Source organism: Enterobacter cloacae complex sp. P29RS (assembly GCF_014893445.1).
Lineage (GTDB): Bacteria > Pseudomonadota > Gammaproteobacteria > Enterobacterales > Enterobacteriaceae > Enterobacter > Enterobacter intestinihominis.
This window is the reverse complement of record NZ_JADBPZ010000003.1, coordinates 193,066-209,842: the sequence shown is the minus strand read 5'-3', so window position 1 is coordinate 209,842 and position 16,777 is coordinate 193,066. Positions and strand designations below refer to the sequence as shown.

The 16,777-nt window shown below is 57.4% G+C and carries 19 protein-coding genes; 8 read left to right on the top strand and 11 right to left on the bottom strand.

Annotation, left to right across the window (positions count from 1 at the left end):
- Positions 1-3: 3 nt before the first annotated feature.
- The 4 genes from IM282_RS03870 to IM282_RS03855 all read right to left on the bottom strand — a co-directional run bounded on the left by IM282_RS03870 (position 4) and on the right by IM282_RS03855 (position 1,634).
- On the bottom strand, positions 4-384 hold the full coding sequence (locus tag IM282_RS03870) for a response regulator transcription factor (RefSeq protein ID WP_022646924.1): 381 nt from the start codon (positions 382-384) through the stop codon (positions 4-6).
- A 23-nt stretch (positions 385-407) separates the two neighbouring features.
- The gene (locus tag IM282_RS03865; protein WP_006810276.1) at positions 408-668 is read right to left on the bottom strand and encodes a XapX domain-containing protein; all 261 of its coding nucleotides are present in this window, start codon (positions 666-668) and stop codon (positions 408-410) included.
- The gene (locus IM282_RS03860) at positions 665-886 is read right to left on the bottom strand and encodes a DUF1427 family protein (protein WP_022646923.1); all 222 of its coding nucleotides are present in this window, start codon (positions 884-886) and stop codon (positions 665-667) included. Before IM282_RS03860 ends, IM282_RS03865 begins: the two co-directional genes overlap by 4 nt.
- A 61-nt stretch (positions 887-947) precedes the next feature.
- Positions 948-1,634, bottom strand: coding sequence for a hydrolase (locus IM282_RS03855; protein ID WP_022646922.1), 687 nt, complete (start codon positions 1,632-1,634; stop codon positions 948-950).
- 220 nt (positions 1,635-1,854) lie between these two features.
- On the opposite strand from IM282_RS03855, the gene IM282_RS03850 reads away from it, so the two are divergent.
- Genes IM282_RS03850 through IM282_RS03835 form a run of 4 tightly spaced genes read left to right on the top strand, consistent with a single transcriptional unit; the run spans position 1,855 to position 6,601 of the window.
- Complete coding sequence (locus tag IM282_RS03850; RefSeq protein ID WP_192970154.1) at positions 1,855-3,726, top strand: amidohydrolase; 1,872 nt, start codon at positions 1,855-1,857, stop codon at positions 3,724-3,726.
- Positions 3,726-4,133: a DoxX family protein gene (locus IM282_RS03845; protein WP_063163175.1), complete on the top strand. Its 408-nt coding sequence runs from the start codon at positions 3,726-3,728 to the stop codon at positions 4,131-4,133. The genes IM282_RS03850 and IM282_RS03845 overlap by 1 nt, the downstream gene beginning before the upstream one ends.
- Positions 4,130-5,749, top strand: coding sequence for an MFS transporter (locus IM282_RS03840; RefSeq protein WP_192970153.1), 1,620 nt, complete (start codon positions 4,130-4,132; stop codon positions 5,747-5,749). Before IM282_RS03845 ends, IM282_RS03840 begins: the two co-directional genes overlap by 4 nt.
- A 30-nt stretch (positions 5,750-5,779) precedes the next feature.
- Positions 5,780-6,601 (top strand): alpha/beta fold hydrolase, encoded by an 822-nt coding sequence (locus IM282_RS03835; RefSeq protein WP_192970152.1) that lies wholly within the window; start codon positions 5,780-5,782, stop codon positions 6,599-6,601.
- A gap of 39 nt (positions 6,602-6,640) precedes the next feature.
- On the opposite strand, the gene IM282_RS03830 is transcribed toward IM282_RS03835, so the two are convergent.
- Together IM282_RS03830 and IM282_RS03825 are read right to left on the bottom strand one after the other, a co-directional pair.
- The gene (locus IM282_RS03830) at positions 6,641-8,035 is read right to left on the bottom strand and encodes an MFS transporter (RefSeq protein ID WP_192970151.1); all 1,395 of its coding nucleotides are present in this window, start codon (positions 8,033-8,035) and stop codon (positions 6,641-6,643) included.
- 45 nt (positions 8,036-8,080) lie between these two features.
- Positions 8,081-9,169 carry a cellulase family glycosylhydrolase gene (locus IM282_RS03825; protein ID WP_192970150.1) on the bottom strand — a complete coding sequence of 363 codons (1,089 nt, stop codon included), beginning with the start codon at positions 9,167-9,169 and terminating at the stop codon, positions 8,081-8,083.
- A gap of 185 nt (positions 9,170-9,354) precedes the next feature.
- Between IM282_RS03825 and IM282_RS03820 the strand changes: the two genes are divergently transcribed.
- Positions 9,355-10,362, top strand: coding sequence for a LacI family DNA-binding transcriptional regulator (locus tag IM282_RS03820; protein ID WP_150312277.1), 1,008 nt, complete (start codon positions 9,355-9,357; stop codon positions 10,360-10,362).
- On the opposite strand, the gene fosA is transcribed toward IM282_RS03820, so the two are convergent.
- The gene (gene fosA / locus IM282_RS03815; protein WP_192970149.1) at positions 10,348-10,773 is read right to left on the bottom strand and encodes a FosA/FosA2 family fosfomycin resistance glutathione transferase; all 426 of its coding nucleotides are present in this window, start codon (positions 10,771-10,773) and stop codon (positions 10,348-10,350) included. The two genes, IM282_RS03820 and fosA, sit on opposite strands and share 15 nt — an antisense overlap.
- A gap of 199 nt (positions 10,774-10,972) precedes the next feature.
- Between fosA and trpS the strand changes: the two genes are divergently transcribed.
- Together trpS and IM282_RS03805 are read left to right on the top strand one after the other, a co-directional pair.
- Positions 10,973-11,977, top strand: coding sequence for a tryptophan--tRNA ligase (trpS, locus tag IM282_RS03810; protein WP_192970148.1), 1,005 nt, complete (start codon positions 10,973-10,975; stop codon positions 11,975-11,977).
- A 574-nt stretch (positions 11,978-12,551) separates the two neighbouring features.
- A complete protein-coding gene (locus tag IM282_RS03805) occupies positions 12,552-12,923 on the top strand; it encodes a hypothetical protein (protein WP_192970147.1) in 372 nt (123 codons plus the stop codon).
- 58 nt (positions 12,924-12,981) lie between these two features.
- Here IM282_RS03805 and IM282_RS03800 read toward each other — a convergent pair whose 3' ends face one another.
- Positions 12,982-13,449 (bottom strand): SymE family type I addiction module toxin, encoded by a 468-nt coding sequence (locus tag IM282_RS03800; RefSeq protein ID WP_072201014.1) that lies wholly within the window; start codon positions 13,447-13,449, stop codon positions 12,982-12,984.
- Positions 13,450-13,749: 300 nt separating this feature from the next.
- Between IM282_RS03800 and IM282_RS03795 the strand changes: the two genes are divergently transcribed.
- Positions 13,750-14,619: a phosphorothioated DNA-binding restriction endonuclease gene (locus IM282_RS03795; protein ID WP_192970146.1), complete on the top strand. Its 870-nt coding sequence runs from the start codon at positions 13,750-13,752 to the stop codon at positions 14,617-14,619.
- 180 nt (positions 14,620-14,799) lie between these two features.
- Here the strand turns inward: IM282_RS03795 and IM282_RS03790 are convergent, their stop codons facing one another.
- From IM282_RS03790 to IM282_RS03780, 3 genes are all read right to left on the bottom strand, one after another.
- Positions 14,800-15,807, bottom strand: coding sequence for a restriction endonuclease (locus IM282_RS03790; RefSeq protein WP_032439165.1), 1,008 nt, complete (start codon positions 15,805-15,807; stop codon positions 14,800-14,802).
- Positions 15,808-16,065: 258 nt separating this feature from the next.
- Positions 16,066-16,407: a TA system toxin CbtA family protein gene (locus tag IM282_RS03785; RefSeq protein ID WP_109220856.1), complete on the bottom strand. Its 342-nt coding sequence runs from the start codon at positions 16,405-16,407 to the stop codon at positions 16,066-16,068.
- A 20-nt stretch (positions 16,408-16,427) separates the two neighbouring features.
- Complete coding sequence (locus tag IM282_RS03780) at positions 16,428-16,769, bottom strand: type IV toxin-antitoxin system YeeU family antitoxin (protein ID WP_192970145.1); 342 nt, start codon at positions 16,767-16,769, stop codon at positions 16,428-16,430.
- Positions 16,770-16,777 lie beyond the last annotated feature (8 nt).

Sequence of the window (16,777 nt, the reverse complement as noted above, 5' to 3'; positions counted from 1 at the left end):
TCCTTATTGTCGGCGGGTCAGCTCCCGCTGAATATGATCCAGCAGAATATCGATGTTAATCGGCTTACGCAAAAATGCAGCGGCGCCCAGGCTGAGTGCATACCGCTGCATATTTTCATCCGCATGGCCGGAGATAAACAGTATTGGCGGCGGCGGCGAGGCCAGCAACCGCAGCTTCTCAAACAGCTCGATCCCGTTCATGCCGCGCAGCTTGATGTCGGTGATCACCAGCGACGCGCCGGACAGGGCGAGAGGGTGGCTCAAAAACACCTCTGCCGAATCGAAGGTATCGGTAGCATACCCTTCCGATTGCAGCAGGTTACTGAGCCCGCTGCGAACAGAGCGTTCGTCATCAATGATGGCAATGCGCCACGGCAGCGTCATGCTGTCTTTCCTCAAACAATTCGTTACGCGTCGCGGCTTTCCTTCGCGGGCGCTGGGGGCGCGGTACCGCTGATTTTCGGTACGCATTCATGACGAAACCAGGCCAGGGTCAGCGGTTCGCGGCTCACCAGACGCCGTCCGATGGGGATCAGTTGTTCACCCACCAGCATGCCGAACAGGCCAAGCAGCGCGACGACCGGCGGCGCCGGGGAATGCACGTCGAGCAGGGCGTAAATTACCCCAGCCGCGACCCCGCACACCAGCGAAATAATCCAGGCCTTCATGATGACGCTCCGGTCAGGTGCTGAACGTGGGGAACCGTCACCTGCACGCCAGCGGGATTATCGCGGGATAAAAGATGACGCATCGCCTGTTCCCCTGCCAGCATCCCCAGCAGGCCAATCAGCGCCAGCGCGGGCGGCGCGGGGGAACGCACCTTCAGCACGGCATACATCAGGCCAATCAGCACGCCTGCCGCGAGGGATATCAACCCTGTACTCATTGTGAACTCCAGAGAAAAAGGCAGTGACGAGCCGGATGAGGGACCAGCCCGCCGCCGGGATTTAGCGTGCCGGAACCGGCGCTAAGGTACGGTGCTCGCTCTTCTGGCGAGACGGCGCTTTGTGCACCATGGTGTAGGCATAATCCACGCCCATGCCGTAGGCGCCGGAGTGCTCGCGCACGATATCCATCACCGCGGTATAGGTCTCTTTATGTGCCCAGTCACGCTGCCACTCCAGCATCACCTGCTGCCAGGTCACCGGGATCACGCCCGCCTGGATCATGCGCTGCATCGCGAAGTCGTGGGCTTCTTTGGAGGTGCCGCCGGACGCGTCCGCCACCATATAAATTTCGTAGTCCCCTTCCAGCATCGCGCACAGGGCAAAGCTGTTGTTGCACACTTCGGTCCACAGGCCCGCGACAACCACCTTCTTCTTGCCGTTAGCCTTCAGCGCGTCACGCACCTTCTGGTCGTCCCAGGAGTTCATGGAGGTACGCTCCAGAATGTCCTGACCCGGGAACACGTCCAGCAGCTCCGGATAGGTGTTACCGGAGAAGCTTTCGGTTTCAACGGTGGTGATAATGGTCGGGATGTTGAACACTTTTGCCGCTTTCGCCAGCGCCACGGTGTTGTTTTTCAGCACCTGGCGGTCAATAGACTGCACGCCAAACGCCATCTGCGGCTGGTGGTCGATGAAGATGATCTGACAGTTGGCTGGGGTTAAGACTTCGAGCTTTGTAGTGGTCATAAGATTATCCAGTGAGGTTAAAGGTTAAAATCGCCGCGAACAGCACGCCGATAAAATCGCATTCATCCTATGACCCACGCCGCTGGCGCGTAATTATCTCTTCGTATAGTTAACCTAAGGTATAGTTATACTTTGGTATACCTATCCTATTGTATAACTGGATCTTTCCCGAAACCGGTTCCCATAATCCTGACCATTCCCCTCTCAGTCTGGAGCAGTTATGGTTACCCTCGGTAAAGCCGATCTCATTCTGGTTAACGGCCAGTTTCACACCGTCGATCGCGAGAACCCTCTCGCGGAAGCCGTTGCCGTGCGCGACGGGAAATTCCTGGAAGTGGGCACCGTCGCCGAGGTGATGCAACACCACTGCGACGGCACTAAGATGGTCGACTTAAAAGGCCACACCGCCATCCCCGGCCTGAACGACTCGCACCTGCACCTGATCCGCGGCGGGCTGAACTACAACCTCGAGCTGCGCTGGGAAGGCGTACCGTCCCTGGCAGATGCCCTGCGCATGCTGAAAGAGCAGGCCCTGCGCACGCCGTCGCCCCAGTGGGTGCGCGTGGTGGGCGGCTGGAGCGAGTTCCAGTTTGCCGAGCGCCGTATGCCGACGCTGGATGAAATTAACGACGCCGCGCCGGATACGCCGGTGTTTATCCTTCACCTGTACGACCGCGCCCTGCTCAACCGCGCCGCGCTGAAGGTGGTCGGCTACACCAAAGACACGCCAAACCCGCCGGGCGGGGAGATCCAGCGCGACGCCAACGGTAACCCGACCGGGATGCTGATCGCCCGTCCTAACGCCATGATCCTGTACTCAACCCTCGCCAAAGGGCCGAAGTTGCCGCTGGAGCAGCAGGTCAACTCCACGCGCCAGTTCATGCGCGAGCTGAACCGCCTGGGGCTGACCAGTGCCATCGACGCGGGCGGCGGCTTCCAGAATTACCCGGAAGATTACGAGGTAATTGCCGAGCTGCACGAGAAAAAGCAGATGACCATCCGCATCGCCTACAACCTGTTTACCCAGCGTCCGGGCCACGAGCTGGAAGACTTTGAAAAATGGACCGACATGCTCACGCCGGGCCAGGGCAGCGACTTCTTCCGCCACAACGGCGCGGGCGAGATGCTGGTCTTCTCCGCCGCCGATTTTGAAGACTTCCTCGAGCCGCGCCCGGATCTCGCGCCGGGCATGGAGGACGAGCTGGAGCGCGTGGTGCGCCATCTGGTCGAACACCGCTGGCCGTTCCGCCTGCACGCCACCTATAACGAATCCATCAGCCGCATGCTGGATGTGTTCGAGAAGGTGAACCGCGACATTCCGTTCAACGGGCTGCACTGGTTCTTCGACCACGCCGAAACCGTGTCACAGGCCAACATCGACCGCATCAAAGAACTGGGCGGCGGCATTGCCGTGCAGCACCGCATGGCCTTCCAGGGGGAATACTTCGCCGAGCGCTACGGCATCGAAGCCACCCGCCACACGCCGCCGGTGGCGAAAATGCTGGAGACCGGCGTGCCGGTGGGCTTAGGCACCGACGCCACCCGCGTGGCGAGCTATAACCCGTGGACCGCGCTCTACTGGCTGGTCTCCGGCCGCACCGTTGGCGGGATGCAGATGTACGATCACAGCGCCCGTCTGGATCGCGATACCGCCCTGATGCTCTGGACCCAGGGCAGCGCGTGGTTTTCCAGCGAGCAGAACCAGAAGGGGCAGATCAAAACGGGCCAGCTCGCGGATCTGGCGGTGCTCAGCAAAGATTACTTCCGCGTGCCGGAAGAGGAGATCAAGGGCATCGAGTCCGTCCTCACCGTGGTCAACGGCGATATCGTCTACGCCGCTGGCAGCTTTGGCCCGCTCGCGCCGCCCGCCATTCCGGTCCTGCCCGAGTGGTCCCCGGTGGTGAAAGTGCCGGGCCACTACCGCAGCGCGCCGCCGCAGGCCGCACGCGTCGGCATGAGCGCCGTCCACCACTGCAGCGGCCCGTGCGGGGTTCATAGCCACCAGCATGATTTCGCCCGCACGTCAGAGATGCCGGTGTCAGACGATAACGCTTTCTGGGGGGCGCTGGGCTGCAGCTGCTTTGCATTCTGATGAAACAAAATGACGCTTCACCCCGGATCGATCCGGGGCTGTTCTTCCTGCGCCTGACCGGCAGCCTGCTGCTGCTTTACGTGCATGGCCTGCCTAAGGTGCTCCACTTCAGCGAAGAGCTGACGCGCATCGAAGATCCGTTTGGTTTCGGACCTTACGCGAGCCTGATCCCGGCGATCGTCGCCGAGGTCATCTGCCCGCTGTTTATCATTGCAGGGGTTTACACCCGCCTGGCGTGCCTGCCGATTATCGCCGTGCTGCTGGTGGCGATGCTGGCGGTGCACCCGGACTGGTCGATTGCCGAAGGGCAGTTTGGCTGGCTGCTGCTGATTATCTTCACCACCCTCGCCCTCACCGGACCGGGACAGTGGCGGCTGCAGCGTAAGACGATGGAGAGGTTCGCATGACCCAGGTTAACGACGTTCGCGACGCACACGCCGAGACGACGCCCGCATCGGCGGCTTCGCCCTGGCAGCCGCTGAGCCAGCCGGTGTTCCGCATGCTGTGGATCGCCACGGTGGTCTCTAACGTCGGCTCATGGATGAGCGACGTCGGTATCAACTGGAGCATGCTGACGCTCAGCGCCGATCCGCTGGATATCGCGCTGGTGCAGGCGGCCAGCAGCCTGCCGATGTTCCTCTTCGCCCTGCCGTCCGGGGTGATGGCGGACATCGTTGACCGACGAAAATACCTGCTCTTCTCCCAGCTATGGGTATTCATCGCCGCTGCCGGGCTGACGCTGCTCTCTTTTACCGGACACGTCACCCCCACCGTTCTGCTGGCGGCAACGTTTCTGCTGAGCGTGGGCGCGGCCATGAGTTCGCCGCCGTTTCAGGCGATTGTGCCTGACCTGGTGAGCAAGCCCGAGCTGGGTTCCGCCGTGGCGCTTAACTCGCTCGGGGTCAACATCAGCCGGGCGATTGGCCCGGCGCTGGGCGGTTTCCTGCTGTCGCTGGCTGGGCCGTGGATGGTGTTTGCGCTTAACGCGCTATCCGTGGTCGGCGTGGCGTGGGTGCTGTGGCGCTGGCGTCCGGCGCCTTCCGTGCAGCGGCTGCCGCCGGAGCACTTCTTCTCGGCGGTGCGGTCCGGCATTCGCTACGTGCACGCCGCCCCGGTGCTGCGCAACGTGCTGGTGCGTACCGTGGCGTTCTTCGTTTTCGGCAGCGCGGGCTGGGCGTTACTGCCGCTGGTGGCGCGCCGCGAGCTGGGCTTAGGCCCGGCGGGCTACGGCGTGATGCTGGCGTGCATTGGCCTGGGGGCGATTGCCGGGGCGATCCTGCTGCCGCGCCTGCGTCAGCGGCTGAATGCCGACCGCCTGATGGTGGCCGCCAGCCTGACGTTTGCAATCACCATGCTGGCGCTGGCGTTCGTGCGCCACTTCTGGCTGCTGAACCTGTTTGAGTTCTTCACCGGCTTCGCGTGGATTGCGGTGCTCTCCACCCTCAACCTTGGCGCACAGCGCAGCGCCGCCCGCTGGGTAAAAGCCCGGGCGCTGGCTGTGTATCTGACGGTGTTCTTCGGCTCGATGACCGCAGGCAGCGCCGTCTGGGGGCAGATCGCCTCGCAGTTCGGCACCCCAACCTCGCTGGTGGTTGCCACGCTGGGGATGGTGCTGGCAAGCGCGACGGCATTCCGCTGGAAGCTGGAGAAAGATCCGAATTTAAATCTCGACCTGAGCGGGCAGCCGCTGGACGGCGTGGAGATTGAACTCCCGAACGAGCGCGGCCCGGTGCTGGTGTCGCACGAGTACATCATCGACCCACAGGACGCGAAAGCGTTTTTGCAGGCCGTGCACGAGCTACGCCGGGTGCGCCGCCGCGCCGGAGCGATGAGCTGGGCGGTGTACGAGGATATCGAACGTCCAGGGCTGTTTATCGAGACCTTCCTGATGGGTTCCTGGATTGAGCATTTGCGCCAGCAGGAACGCCACACCATGAATGACCTCCTGTTGCAGAGCCGCGTTCTGGCTTTTCATCAGGGCACAACATCACCGGCAATTCGCTATCTGGTCGCGCCGGTATAACCATAACAATCACCTGCACAGGAACACACTATGGCACTGTTTAAGGCAAAAGACGGCACGCAGATTTACTACAAAGACTGCGGCGCGGGCAAACCGATCCTCTTCAGCCACGGCTGGCCGCTGGACGGCGACATGTGGGACAGCCAGCTGAACTACCTGGCCGAGCGCGGCTTCCGCGCCATCGCCTTTGACCGTCGCGGCTTTGGGCGTTCGGATCAGCCGTGGAACGGCTATGACTACGACACCTTTGCGTCCGACATTAACGACCTGATTACTACCCTGGATCTGCGCGACGTAACGCTGGTGGGCTTCTCCATGGGCGGCGGCGACGTGACCCGCTACATCAACAACTACGGCAGCGAACGCGTGGCTGGTCTGGCGCTGCTGGGCGCGGTCACTCCAATCTTCGGCAAATCTGACTCCTTCCCGCAGGGTGTGGATCAGAGCGTGTTCGACGGCATCCGAGACGGACTGCGTAAAGATCGCGCCCAGTTCATCAGCGACTTCGCCACCCCGTTCTACGGCACCAACGCCGGACAGACCGTTTCCGCGGGTGCCCTGACGCAGACGCTGAACATCGCTCTGCTGGCGTCCCTCAAGGGCACCATCGATTGCGTGACCGCCTTCGCCGAAACCGACTTCCGTCCGGATATGGCGAAAATCGACGTGCCGACGCTGGTGATCCACGGCAGCAACGACCAGATCGTGCCGTTTGAAAGCACCGGCAAGCTGGCGGCGGAGATGATCAAAAACGCCACGCTGAAGGTGTACGACAACGCGCCGCACGGCTTCGCGCTGACCCACCAGGACCAGCTCAACGAAGATCTGCTGGCGTTTCTGAAGTCGCTGTAAGTCATTACGCGAAGCCTGATGGCGCTTCGCTTATCAGGCCTACAAGGGCTGGTCCTGTAGGCCGGGTAAGGCGCAGCCGCCACCCGGCGCTTTCGCAGACGCATTCCGCTCCGCCAGCAGCCGACAAATCTCCGCATGCTTCTCTTCGGTAAAGGTAAAGCGCGACATAAAGCCCATGCGGATCAGCGACCCAATCGCCGGTAACAAACAAATGCCGAAGAACAGCCCCGACAGCACACTGTCGCTCTGGGCCTGCGCCTGCGGCACATAGTTGATCATCGTCAGAAACACGCCGATGAGCCCGCCGCCCACCGCCACCGACATCTTGCCGGTAAAGGTCTGCCCGGAGAAGGTGATCGCTGCGCAGCGCTTGTTAGTGTGGTACTCCGCGTACTCGATGGTGTCGGCAATCATCGACGAGGTGAGGATGTTGGTCATCATCACGAACAGCGTGCTCAGGCCGAGCAGGATAAACAGCAGCGCCGTGTGCTGATAGCCCGTGAACCACATCACCACGCGCACCGCCACGTCCAGCCCGCAGAGGATCATAAACAGCTTCCGCTTCTGCATCCGGCGCGTCAGCAGCGGGGCGACCAGGCACAGCACCGCCGCCACTATCCCCATCACGCCAATTGCCATTTGCAGGCTGCCGTCGCCCATGTTGTTGATAAAGAAGTAGATATAGAGTCCACCCGCCACGTTATGGAACACGCAGAAAAAGAACGACAGCAGGACGATAAACAGCGGCTTGTTCTGGCGCAGGTTGTGGAAGGTGTCGCGCATCGTCACCTTTTCCGGGCTGGGCGGGACGCGCTCTTTGATCTGCATAAAGCCGTTGAGCATCAGCGGCAGGCCCACCAGCATCATCACCAGCGCCGCCATAAAGTAGCCTTTATCGTTGCTGTACTGGGCAAAGAACGCCGCCAGCTTCGGGAAGAAGATATTGGCGCAGGCAATCCCGGCGTTCACCCCGAGCATTGCCGCCGTCACCGCGCGGGTGCGCTGGCCGGAGTCATTGGTCATCACCGACGACATCGACCAGAACGGGATATCGGAGATGGCGTACAGCGTCCCCCACAGGATATACGTCACCCCGGCGTAGAGGATTTTGGTGGTCATGTCCGCTTCGATTTTATAGAACGCCAGCAGGGTGACGCCGGTAATCAGCAGCGGCGCAATCAGTAAAAAGTGGCGAAACTTGCCGAACCGGCTGTTAATGGTGTCCATAATGCTGGCAAACAGCGGATCGTGAACCGCGTCCCACGCGCGGGCAATCAGGAAGATGGTACTTGCCGCCAGCGCCGAGATCCCCAGCACGTCGGTGTAAAAATAGTTTATAAACGAACCCACTAAACCAAAGCTAAAACACTGACCTAAACCATAGCCAAAGTAGGACCATAACTCGCGAGACGGTATTTTCATTGTCATTGCCATAGTGCGTACCTGGTTGCCCGGCGACAGCGCGCCGGGTCGTTATTATTAGCCCTGCGGATCCGGGGCGATATTGCGCAGCTTCTTCATCAGCGCGATTTCAGCGCGTGAAAACGGGATACCGTTCTCCTCGAACACGTCGTGGAACCACAGGCGGCAGTAGTCCGTGGACTCCTTCATCACCACCGGCCACGGCAGCCAGGTCTGGGTTTTACCGCGCACCAGCCCCCACTGATACGGCGCGACCTTTGCCATGTACATCAGCGGGAGCTGCTCTTCGATGGTGCCGCCCACGTGACGCGCCAGCCATTCGGTGCAGAAGATTGGGCGGCCCAGCGCCTGAAGTTGCTGGATAATCGCCGTCATGCGCCCGGTATTGGTGTAGGCGTGATAGCTCACCACGTCCGACAGTTCCAGCGCGGTCTGGTCCAGCGGGTGCTGATAAAACGTCTCGCCCTCCTCTTCCGCCGGCAGACGCCACGCGCAGACGGTGAGCGGCTGGGTCGGATCTTCCTCACGCACCCAGCGGAACGCCAGCTTCATCAACTCGTGCGCGCAGGTCTCCAGCTTCTCGTCGTACAGCACCTCTTCCGTGCCCGTCGCGAAAATGCCGCGGTTGCCCGGCTCGTTATACAGATCCCAGAGCAGCACGCGCCTGTCTTCGCGGAACTGGCGCACAACGTCGCGGATATAGCGCTCAATCTGTGGCCAGCAGCCGGGATCGCACACCCTGTCGCGCCCCGGGCTCGCCGCCGCCTGGCTGTTGTGCTTGCCCGGCACGGGCGGCTTTTGCGGGCCGAGGTACGGTTCGTCGCCGGAGAAACCGCAGTCGTCCATCAGGGTCAGCATGGTGCTGAACCCTTGGTCGTCGGCAATCGTCAAAAAGCGGTCGATGCGCGCCATCAGCCCGTCGCGGTCGTGCTCCCAGACGATGAACGGCAGGTTGATGCGCAGGGTGTTATAGCCCGCGTCCGCCGCCCAGCCCAGCTCGCGGTCGATAGTGGCGGCATCGAAGGTCTCTTCCTGCCAGATATCGGTCCAGTTCACCGCTGTCGACGGCAGATAGTTGAACCCGCACAGCCAGCCTTTTTGCTGATACCACGCCTGTGCCTGTTCTTTACTCCACTGCTCTTTCATTACGCATCCTCTTGCTGATAATGTTTAGCTAATAAATATTAGCTGCGGGATAAATGCGCAAATCGCGGTGCAAAGAAAAGCGACGCCTCTCACAAAGTTCACGCTTCGATGAATGAGAAACGTGATCGGCGGCGCTAAAGCGTGCGGTTAGGGTATGATGCAAATTCGCGAAAGGGAGAGGACGGATGAAGCGAAAAACGAAAGTGACGATGAACGATATTGCGCGGGCGGCGGGCGTGTCGCAGGCGACGGTATCGCTGGTGCTTAACCAGTCCCGCAACATCAAGCTCAGCGACGACACCCGTCAGCGGGTGATTAGCGTCGCTACCGAGCTCGGCTACGACCGTCTTCCTGCCATTCACGCTCCGCGCAACCAGGAGGAGATCGCCCTGCTGGTCAGCTCGTTGCAGAGCTTCGACCCGTTTATCGACGCCATCAGCCAGGCGCGGGAAGCGGCGTGGCGCAACGAGACGTTGCTCACCGTCTACGACTACGGCGACGACGTGGAGCTGGCCCTGAACATCATCCGCCAGCTGGACAAGCGCAACTGCATCGGGATTATCCTTGCCTCTCCGGTCACGAACGTTGTCGATATGACGCCATTTCAGGACTGTACCCGCATCCCGCTGGTGCTACTTAATCAGCGCGACCCTGGCTCGCCGCTGCTGCCGTCGTTTATCCCGGACGACTACGCCAACGCCTTCCAGGTGACTAAACACCTCATCGCCTGCGGCGCCACGCGCATCGCCCACATCACCGGCGAGAGCTGGATGGAGGCCTCGCGCCAGCGTCTGGCGGGCTACCAGGCGGCATTGAAGCAGGCCGGTTTAACGTGTGACGAGAGCCTGGTGCGCCAGACCAACTGGCAGTTCAGCGAGTCCTTTACCGCCACCACGTCCCTGCTGGAACTGACCGAACGCCCGGACGCCATTTTCTGTGCCAGCGACTGGCTGGCGATTGGCTGCTACCAGGCGCTGGCGGTGAATGGCGTGCGTATCCCGCAGGACATGCTGCTGGCGGGCTACGACGACCAGAAGATTTCCGAACAGCTAACCCCACCGCTGACCAGTATCCAGCTGCCCTACAGCGAGCTGGGACGGCTGGCGGTGGAGTACCTGTGCAATCAGGAAGATGCCGCCACGCACGTGACGCTGGCGGGCAGGCTGAAGGTGCGCGCCTCAAGCCCCGTCTGAAGTAAATACCATGCCCGCATAGGGCTTCTCGCGACACGCCGCCAGCCGCGCGGCGAGGCTGCCCACGTGCAGCTCCAGCTTGTGCCCGTCCGGGTCGAGAAAATAGAACGACGCCCCCTCGCTTTTGTTCTGCTTCCAGACGGTGACGCCCGCCTGCTTAAGCCTTTGCGAGAGCGGTTCAAAATCCTCTTCCGCCACGGTAAACGCGTAGTGGGTGTAGTCGCTCTCCTGCGGCGGCACGTACTGGCGCGCCTCGTCGTACGACAGGCAGACCCACAGATCGCCGCAGGTGAGATAAGCCCCGGTATTCCAGCGGGCGTGCAGCGCAAGCCCCAGCAGCTCGTGCCAGAAGGTGACGCTTTTTTGCAGGTCGCTGACCGCGAGGGTCAGATGGTTGAGTGATTGCAGCATGACGTGCCCTTTTGTTTTTCGCGCCGGACGTGGTACGGTAAAGAGATGAACATAAACCACGCCGTGCTCACCGTAAACCGCTGGTGGCTGCCTTCTTAAAGGCGGCACGGAGTAGTTTTTCCCATTTTCAGATAGCCGCCGAAAGGCGGCTTTCTCACATCCAAGACCCCTTTCGGCATTACAACGTTAAGGAGTCTTTATGAACCCGCAAACCATCCTCACCGGCGACCGTCCAACCGGCCCGCTGCACCTTGGACACTTCGTCGGATCGCTGCGCCAGCGCGTGGCGCTCCAGCAAACGCACAGCCAGTTTGTGCTGATTGCCGACCTGCAGGGGCTGACCGACAACGGCAGCAACCCGCAGAAGATCCGCGACAACATCCCCGAAGTGCTGGCCGACTACCTCGCCGCGGGCATCGATCCGAACCTGACCACGATCTGCCTGCAGTCTGCCCTGCCCGCCCTCGCCGAGCTGACGATGCTGTATATGAACATCGTCACCGTCGCCCGCGTGGAGCGTAACCCGACGGTGAAAAACGAGATTGCGCAGAAGGGTTTTGCCCGCTCGCTGCCGGTCGGGTTTATGGCCTATCCCATCAGCCAGGCGGCGGACATCACCGCGTTTAAGGCCGAGTGCGTGCCCGTCGGCGACGACCAGCTGCCGATGATTGAGCAGACCAACGAGATTGTGCACAAGATGAACAGCCTGCTGCCCGCCCCGGTGCTGCGCCACTGCAAGGCGATGCTGAGCGACACCAGCCGCCTGCCCGGCATCGACGGCAGCGCCAAGATGTCGAAATCGCTGGGCAACACGCTGCACCTTTCGGCCAGCGAAGAGACGATCCACCGTGCGGTCAGCGCCATGTACACCGACCCGAACCACCTGAAGGTGAGCGACCCGGGGCAGATTGAGGGGAACGTGGTGTTTACGTACCTCGACGCGTTTCATCCGGACAAGGAGAAAGTGGCGGCGATGAAGGCGCACTATCAGGCGGGCGGGCTGGGGGATCGGGTATGTAAGAACGAGCTGGAGGGGTGTTTGCAGGAACTGATTGCGCCGATGCGGGAGCGGAGGGCGATGTATATGCGGGATAAGGGGGAATTGATGGCGATGCTGAAGCGCGGGACAGAACGGGCGCAGGGGGTGACGCAGGAGACGTTGAGGGAGGTGAAGGTTGGGCTGGGGGTGCCGGTGTTTAGTTAAAGTAGGTTTAGCGGTGGAGTGCGGGGGAAGAGCACGAAGCCGCTTTGTAGCCGATTAAATAATAGTTAAAGCGCAAGAGCCTCTTAAATGCATTATTAGTGAATGTCGTTTGTCATCCTACCAGGTGCACGATATTCATAGGCTCTTTATATTTTTAAACGTCGTGGCAACTATTATGAGTAAGTTTATTATTTCCATGCTGAATACGTTACTTTGTGTTTTTTTGATTGTGTTATGCCTCATATGCGTGGGCGTCACTGATAACTGGAAAGAATGCACTATAGCTATAATCATCACTTTAGGATGCGCACATTTCATGGCCGTTTTACTGAATCGTGTATTACCTCATAAGTTAAATATTTTCGATGGGATAGTGGAATTAGTGGGAGGACCACTATTAGTGATAGGCGCAATTGTGTGCTTTGATATATTCGAACCCTGGCCGCTAAAAATCATTGGGATGTTTGCGTGGATTGTTTTGATTTTCTTTGTACCTTCAATAATAAGTCCCAGGCGTTAACTCGGTCTATTAATGAATGTCTACGTCATTTCTTCACCCACGGAATCCAACATAATGTACCCCACTCTTTCGCAGGTCATTGAGGTTGTACGTCAGTCCTCTGGACATCATCGCAATCACATTGATGAGAACACCCTAATCGAAGCCGACCTTCATATATGCGGCATGGATGGCGATGCCCTGATTGAAGACTGCGAGGTAGCGTTTGGCGTTACGCTCGTCACTGAAGAAGATGGCTATGAGAAAACTTTTTCTCTCGCTGAAAACGAGTTTCTTTTTAGCACCGAGGGCATAGATTACTTTGGTATCTGCCGTTTGATTCGCAGGATACGTGGCATACCTGAACCTGTGATACGCGATTTAACCGTTGGCGAACTCCATGCTGTACTGGTTAAGGCTGTCAGAGAACAAAGACATGATGTTTGAGTTATTTTTAGCATAGTGCGGGCATGTCCTCACATGCCCGTGCAGACTGGCTTGAAGTTTAAACAGCCTTCCCACTCCCACGCTTAATCACCGGCATATCACCTGTATCATTCAACGCTCCTGGAAACGTCTTCAACCACTGCGCCACTTTCTTTTTATTTATATTCACCACGCTCATACCTTCCAGGCATCCCCATAATTCTCTTGTATGCTGTGGCGTAATCACGATGCAGTCTTTCATGGCGCGGATTTTTACCGGCATGCCGTTGATGAAACCCGCGCGTTTTAACCAGTCGCCGCCCAGAAGAAGATATTTCATGTCTATGCGCGCATACAGTTCGCAGCAGGCTGCACTGTCCTGCGGCGTTTCCGCGCGAGGGTGGACGGGCGCCGCGTTGGGCGGGTTGCCGTGCAGACGGCGGGCGCTGTTTTTGCGTACCAGCTCGCGGTTTTCAATCATGCTGGTGAAAGCGTCTGATTCTGTTTTGCAAACAGTAAACTCTGGCTTAAAATTCGTCGCAGCCATTTTCAACTCCTCAGTAGTTGGTAGTGGTTAGCGGTATGGGGGTGTTGCAGCACCTTCATATCGCGAATTCCTCTTTAAATATTCTTTGATACTTCTTTCGCCGTTCGGCGTAATTCCTGGTGCTCATTATACAGGGCTGAATATAAATACAGCGGTTTTGGGTGGGGGAAATTTGGAATTTGCGAGGGGGATTCAGAAAATAGAGTTCTGTGCGGTAAGGTCATGTTTTTGTTAGTTGCGGGTTGATTGGTCTGGGTTTTGCGAGCATCATCGCAATTATTTACCTTCTTCCGTAACGCGATGGCTTCCAGCAAAACTCTCGAACAGGCAATTGCCGACATCACCATCTGGCGCAAAGGCGAACAGCGTGCGCCGCATAAGCCCTTATTGCTTCTGTACGTGCTGGCGAACTATCAGCAGGGGCATGTGAGACTGTTTGATTACGGAACCGAGGTCCACGAGCAACTGCTTAGCCTGTTAGAACGCTTTGGCCCACAGCGGAAGGCGCATTACCCGAATATGCCCTTCTGGCGGCTCAAGAGGGACGGATTTTGGGATCTTCAGAACACTGAGTTCTGTTCGACCACCGGCAGTAAGCAACCGCCCGTCAAAGAACTTGTGGAACATAATGTCGCAGGTGGGTTTGATGAAGAACACTTTGCATTGCTGAGTAAGAACAAAAACCTGATCGGCTCGCTGGCGCAGCAGATCCTTGAAGCGCACTTTCCTGAAAGCATTCAGGAGGAGATCGCGGATGAGATGGGTTTTGATATTCAACAGATCCGTAAGGTTCGCGATCCGCTGTTCCGTCAGCAGGTGCTGCGTGCATATAATTATGAATGTGCCATCTGCGGATTTAACATGCGGCATGATAACGCCTCTGTTGGACTTGAAGCCGCACATATCAAGTGGAAGCAGTTTGGCGGACCTTGTGAGATCCCGAACGGACTGGCGTTGTGTGCGATTCATCATAAGGCATTTGATATGGGATCGATTGGGCTGGATGAGAGTATGCGAGTGCTTGTGTCCGAGGCGGTGAATGGGAGTGGGATCGTTGGGCGGCTATTCTGGGATTTTGCCGAGAAGCAGATTGCGCTACCGATGGTGAAAGGGAATTATCCAAGGGAGGGGTTTGTGGAGTGGCATCGGAGGGAGGTGTTTAGAGGATGAGTGCGAAGGCCGGACTCGAATTTCACACCCAATAGACTGATATCAATGTAGTTTATAAGCAGGAATAATTATTTATACCCACACTTGTACCCACAAGTTAAAATCCGTACAAAAAATAGACACTACGAGTGGGTATAAAGCCATACCAGTAGAACACCGATATGGCTATCAAAGCAAGATTCAGGCAGGCAGGAAAGTTTTCTTCAGAGGTACCAAAAGTTTGGTCTCAATATCCACTTGCTCATAGTTCTCAATAAGCGCACGGACGAGATCATCAAGCGTCCAGAGCGTTAGTGGTATCGTCGAACGGTCGGCTTCATATCGAGCATCTTTTGTAAAACCACCGGTACTGACATAAAGCCCGCGATCGTCTTTATGGCGACCTCCGATAAAGCTGCGGATCTGTTGGCTTCCCATTTGCTCCCTGCGATGTTTTACCTCAACGATAATACGTGGATTTTCAAAACCGAATCCATCAGGTGAGGCAATGATATCTTTACCCCGATCGGCTCCCGCAGGTGACACCTGCGTTTTATAGCCCATACTGCGTAAAACTCCGGCAACCAGATTTTGCATCTCGTCCCAGTCAAGAGAGTTGATACGATCTTTGATACCCTCAAACGCCAGCATTTCCATATCGCGAAGCGGATCAGAAACAACCTCATCTTCATCCATCGCAATTGGATTCTGAGTAATTACATCTGCAGTGGGTTTCTTATCCTGCAAAAGCTCTTCTAGCGCATATTCTGGAAGCTGGAAAACCGTCAGCGTAGAACCCAATGTGTTTTTGGTAGCAACAGACAGTCTATCGCGGTCGATTTCTTGAGTATTCCATTTAACCTGCCGAGCGATCCCCATCCCCTCTTCCACCCATTCAGGATGATATTGGAATTCTGAAGTGACTTTGCCTAGCAAATAAGTACGGTTGGCTGGCGAATAGGTAATAACCCAATCACCCTTTTGGATCTCATTCACAAAACGCCAGACCTGCGATGCACCAGAACGCGCAGTTCCCAGCTTTGTTAAGGGATCTGCCTCCTGGTATAAGGCGAGCAACTGGGCTCGGGACAGGCCGGGTTTGACTAATGGAGCCAGCTGAGACCAACCGATGCCTACAATTTGCTTATCGCGAAAATCGTCATAGAGCTTGCCGCCGTCACCGCGGATCATCCACATTCTGTTGCCCATACCAGTCCCTTCATGAGGAAAAGAAATTAAGCTGGATCATAAGCTTGTTCGCCGCATGCGTCAAAACCATCAACAACGATGGCCCAGCATTCCCGGATTGTACTTGTGATAATGTGCCCAGTTAAAATTACAGCTTCTATTTGCATGATATTTCGTCCATATAAGTAAAAGCACCAACCAGCATCGGCAGGTGCTTTTTGGAATGAGTAAATATGTAAGGAAAGCTGCAGTGTGAATCAGGAAGGCTATTCCCAATGTTCACCGTGCCGCGCTAATACGATTTCTTTTCAATAAACCAGTTGCCTGTCGCGCCCGCAGAATATCGACTGCCCGCAGATATGGGGACTGTTCTTGCCAGTCGAATCCCCTGCGATCAATACGAACCAGCCCGTACTTTTCCACCAGAAAATTAACAGCATCGGCCAAAGATATACCGGCATCGATATGTTCCTGAATTACCGTTTCATCACTGAATGGTGTGTCGTTGAGTGTCAGGCCATAATGTTGTTCCAGCAGGCGTGCAAGCAGCATTTGCCAGACTGCCACGGGTGACAGACATAGCGTCGCCGCCTGCGGATTTGTTGCAGGTAGAGTTTTCATATTTGCTCTGGTGAAAGTAGTTAACGATGAGTGGGGTAAACGGCGATGTATACGTAGCCGCAACTGCCAAGGGTATCGGCTTCGCAGGTGAAACCATTGTGGTACTGGGTGACACAGTGGGCATGGCGAGGATTCATTTCACCAGTAGTCAGCATCGATTCCATCTGGCAGATAAAATGCGGGAATGCCGCATCCAGCTTAAGACATTCTGCTTCGCTGAACTTACCGGTGATACTGGCCCGGTCAGCCAAATAGTGCAGTCGGTTTCCCTCCTGTACCAGACGAGCGCCAAAGCAAGGTGTCACATTACGATTCAGCCCCCACTGGAGAAATGAATCGCTCTCTGAATCAGTAGATTTCATTGAAGTGC